This is a genomic window from Intestinibacter sp. (assembly GCF_051866655.1).
Taxonomy (GTDB): Bacteria; Bacillota; Clostridia; order Peptostreptococcales; family Peptostreptococcaceae; genus Intestinibacter.
Genome location: NZ_JBJDXL010000304.1, coordinates 1 through 3,714 on the forward strand (window position 1 = coordinate 1; position 3,714 = coordinate 3,714).

General features: G+C 30.4%; 7 protein-coding genes. All 7 read right to left on the reverse strand.

The genetic code is table 11. From position 1 onward, the window contains the following. Positions 1 to 26: 26 nt before the first annotated feature. A complete protein-coding gene (locus tag ACI3VO_RS09085; protein ID WP_439757607.1) occupies positions 27 to 446 on the reverse strand; it encodes a hypothetical protein in 420 nt (139 codons plus the stop codon). Then, complete coding sequence (nusB, locus tag ACI3VO_RS09090; RefSeq protein ID WP_439757608.1) at positions 427 to 936, reverse strand: transcription antitermination factor NusB; 510 nt, start codon at positions 934 to 936, stop codon at positions 427 to 429. The genes ACI3VO_RS09085 and nusB overlap by 20 nt, the downstream gene beginning before the upstream one ends. Before the next feature lie 21 nt (positions 937 to 957). Beyond that, positions 958 to 1,503 (reverse strand): Asp23/Gls24 family envelope stress response protein, encoded by a 546-nt coding sequence (locus tag ACI3VO_RS09095; RefSeq protein ID WP_439757609.1) that lies wholly within the window; start codon positions 1,501 to 1,503, stop codon positions 958 to 960. Between the two features lie 127 nt (positions 1,504 to 1,630). After that, complete coding sequence (locus tag ACI3VO_RS09100) at positions 1,631 to 2,308, reverse strand: SpoIIIAH-like family protein (protein ID WP_439757610.1); 678 nt, start codon at positions 2,306 to 2,308, stop codon at positions 1,631 to 1,633. Positions 2,309 to 2,338: 30 nt separating this feature from the next. Beyond that, a complete protein-coding gene (locus ACI3VO_RS09105) occupies positions 2,339 to 2,905 on the reverse strand; it encodes a stage III sporulation protein AG (RefSeq protein ID WP_439757611.1) in 567 nt (188 codons plus the stop codon). Positions 2,906 to 2,919: 14 nt separating this feature from the next. Beyond that, positions 2,920 to 3,459 carry a stage III sporulation protein AF gene (locus ACI3VO_RS09110; protein WP_439757612.1) on the reverse strand — a complete coding sequence of 180 codons (540 nt, stop codon included), beginning with the start codon at positions 3,457 to 3,459 and terminating at the stop codon, positions 2,920 to 2,922. Positions 3,460 to 3,483: 24 nt separating this feature from the next. Continuing rightward, positions 3,484 to 3,714, reverse strand: a 231-nt coding sequence (locus tag ACI3VO_RS09115) for a stage III sporulation protein AE (RefSeq protein WP_439757613.1), incomplete at its 5' end; no start/stop codon positions are given.

The following is a 3,714-nucleotide window of genomic DNA, read 5'->3' on the forward strand; positions in this document are numbered from 1 at the left end:
TCCGATCATGGTTGCGCTGGCGAGGCTCATCGCCTGCGTGACGACGCTCGCGACCTACCTAATAAGCTCGCCTCAATATGATTTTCTTGATGTGTCGTCTCAAAAATAGGGCAATTATGTGTAGCACTCAATAATTTAGCTGTATTTAAACCGACAGTAAAAACAGGCATATAAGACCCTTCTACAGGTCTTGGAGCTTTAGAGGCGCATATACCAACTATATTGTAATCTTTGAACATATCATTTATAGATTCGCCTATTTTTCCAATATTTGATATATGTTGAAAAACCATTTCACTCTGTCTAAGTCCTTTAGCATTTTTGTCGACCTTGAGCATAATTTTTTCATTTAAAATTATCTCTTTATTTAAAGAGATAGCTGCTATAGAAGTTGTATAGCAGCTAGTATCTATCCCTATGACAATATTATCTTTCTTTGATTTCATTTACAACACTTCCTAAAATTCCGTTTATAAATTTAGGTGTTTTTTCTTCGCAATACATTTTTGCAAGATTTATAGCTTCATTTATAGAAACCTTATCTGGTATATTTAAATCAGATAGCATTTCTGCTATTGCTATTTGTAGTATTGATAAATCTACTTTTGAAAATCTATTTACAGACCAGTTTTTAGCGTTGTTTTCTATTAATTCATTTATATCGTCGATTTTATCTCTCAATACTTCACACATTGTATCCAGATAAACTCTATCCACACAATCATTTACTAAAATACCTTCAAATTCTACATCTTTATCTGAATAATTTAAAACTAATTCTTCATATCTATTAACTATGTATTCCTCGTTGTTTTCTAGGAATGTATCAATTTCGTTATTTAAATCAGTTATATCTCCATTTGATATATAAGTTTGGTACATTAATTTCATTAAATATTCTCTGCTTGTTTCTCTTTTTTCTCTTCTATTTTTCATGTTCATCCTCCTTCAGTCTTATTATACACTATAATGCATTAAAAAAACCCCCTGATTTTCAGAGGGTTTTAATTTTATTTCTTTCTCTGCTATTGTTATTTCTTCGTCTTCACTTTCACCATTTTGTTCAGCTTCTTTAGCAGCCTTTTTAGCTTCTTTAGCTAATCTAGCTTCTTCCTTTTTAGCAGCCTTAGCTAATCTAGCTTCTTCTTTCTTTTGAGCTTTTGCTTCTTCTTTTTCTGCTTTTTCTTTATAGAATGTAACTCCTTGAACATGTACGTTTACAGTTGATACTTCTAAACCAGTCATTGTTTCTACTGTATTTTTAACATTTTCTTGTACTTTGAAAGCTGTATCTGGTATAGATTCTCCAAATTCTATGTTAACATATATGTCTAGGATTATTTGTTCTTCTTCTATTTGAATTTTTACACCGTTATTTTTAAGTAGTTTATCAGTTATTGTAGTTATAGTTTCTACATTTTCAACCTCTAAAGCTGCTAATCCAGCAATTGTTACTATGACTTCATTTGATATTTTAACTTGTCCTAAATTGTTATTTTCCATGACACACTACCCCCTATTTTTAGGCTATTATTTATTATATAATATCAAATACTTATATAATTTGCAAGAAATAAGACTTAATTTTATTATAAACCCAATTGTACCGATTTATTCTAAAATTTAATATTTATCTGTTATTTGTAAGCTTAATATTTTCTCTATCTATATTTTCTTGTGATCCTATTAGCTCAAATATTTTATTTGCATCGTTTTGTGTTATTTCCTCCATATTTACTACTACGTTTACTTTTCCTTCATTTATGTATACGATTGCATCTTTATAACCTTTAGCTAAAAGTAGATTTTCAAGCTGTAGTTCTTTATCTGAATTTTTTACCATTTGTACCTTCATATTCGATGCTTCTACTTTTGCTTCATCTGTTGTAGATGGGTTATTTATTATTTCGTTCAATTTCTCTGTAAGTTCATTTCTTTGTTTTTCTCTAGTCATCTTCATATCTACTATATATGTGGAGCTATCTATGTTTTCCTTTGAACTCAAACTATTTTCTATCTCCTTGCTAGCTTCTTTAGCTATATTTTCTACTTCGCTGTTTTCATTACTGGCCTCAGCTGTATCTTTATCGTCTTTATCTCCAACTGTTACCTTCCCCTCGATGCTATCTACAACTGTATCATCTTCAGATGAATTCTTATCTATCTGAGCCTGTTCATATGCTTTAAATTCATCTGAAACGCTCAAAGCAGAATCTTTGCTGAGCTGATAATTAACTACTCCAACTGCAACTAACATCATACTCAACGAAACTACTACAAATCCCCTGTTTTTATAATTAAATCTCATCAAACCCCTCCATTTTATATATTAATTCCTCTATTTAGCATATACTTGAACCTGATGTCCTGATATTTGAAGTGCTGTTTGAACAGCTTCATACAATGTCTCCTTTACCTGTGGATTGCTTGCACCACTTGCTACTACTATCACTCCTTTTATTTTAGCCTCCTTTGTTTTTATTACTATGGGCTTTGAAGAATCAGATGTAACCATGGTCTTATTTTCACTCGATGTTTCAACTGTTCTCTCACCGCCTGAAGAATCAGTCTCTGATGTAGTTTCCTTTGTAGAGTTTGAATTATAGGCAGGCTCTATCTCCTCGCTGTTATCGTAGGTTATCATTACAGATACATCTCCAGAGCCGTTTATTTCTTTTAAAATATCAGTAAGCCTTGATTCCAAATCCTCCTCTTCACTTTTAGTTTCTTCTTTTTGTAATTGCTCACTAGCTTGTATTTCACTATTTGCATTTTCTTGATTTTTATTATTTCTATTTTGGATAAAATTAATCAATACTAAACTAATTAAACAGACTAATCCTAATGATAACAAAGTTATCAATTTCTTCTTTTCCTTTTCATTTAAATCTAATTTTTTAAACATCAGTCTCTCTCCTATTAATCAATTTCAATTTTATCAATCGATACTTCTAATATTTTTATCAAATCGTCTTTTAGTTTTCTCTCGTCTAAATCCTTTTCCGTTTTATTCTCAAAAACTTCCTTTTCATCATTTTGATTTGAACCTGCATCTTGATCTGTTTTTTCTTTTAGCTTCAAGCTCTCTATATCTGTTCCATTTAAATCTATATCCTCAAGTTCATATCCGTATTCATCTAGCTTCAACTGAATTACACTCTTCAAGTTGTTTTCGTATTCTTTGTTTAAATCTATAATTTCGCTTTCCTGTAAAATTTCTGCATTGCTCTCTATATATTTTTCATTGTACTCTGTCATAGATTTTAAAATTTTATCCTCTAATGAATTTTTTTCTGAAAAAAATCCTGCTATTGGAGATATTACTATAAATACAAATATAAAATTACAGACTAAATTTATATAGGGCTTTAATTTACTCTTTGGAAGTATCATGTCTACTATGTTTACGATAAAAGCACCTATCAAAACACAAATTATCCAACTTTTAATAATTTCCACCTCCCAATGCAAAAATTTAAATATCTATGAAACAATACTAATCGAAGTTAAAACACCTACTGTCACAAAAAACATTACGAGTATCGCTAAAACAGAGACTAAGAGAACTGTCATAAGCTTAGAGGCTTCATCCATAAACGACGATATATTCTCCTCTCCTATCGGCTCGACTATTGCAGCACCTATTTTATATACTAGAATTATCGTAAATATTTTTACTATAGGAATTAAGCAAACACCTATTAACAGTACAAG

Excerpts from the sequence above, each read along its gene's own strand:
- ACI3VO_RS09095 (WP_439757609.1), bottom strand. The coding sequence starts at position 1,503 with ATGGAAAATAACAATTTAGGACAAGTTAAAATATCAAATGAAGTCATA.
- ACI3VO_RS09100 (WP_439757610.1), bottom strand. The coding sequence starts at position 2,308 with ATGAGATTTAATTATAAAAACAGGGGATTTGTAGTAGTTTCGTTGAGT.
- ACI3VO_RS09085 (WP_439757607.1), bottom strand. The coding sequence starts at position 446 with ATGAAATCAAAGAAAGATAATATTGTCATAGGGATAGATACTAGCTGC.
- ACI3VO_RS09105 (WP_439757611.1), bottom strand. The coding sequence starts at position 2,905 with ATGTTTAAAAAATTAGATTTAAATGAAAAGGAAAAGAAGAAATTGATA.
- nusB (WP_439757608.1), bottom strand. The coding sequence starts at position 936 with ATGAAAAATAGAAGAGAAAAAAGAGAAACAAGCAGAGAATATTTAATG.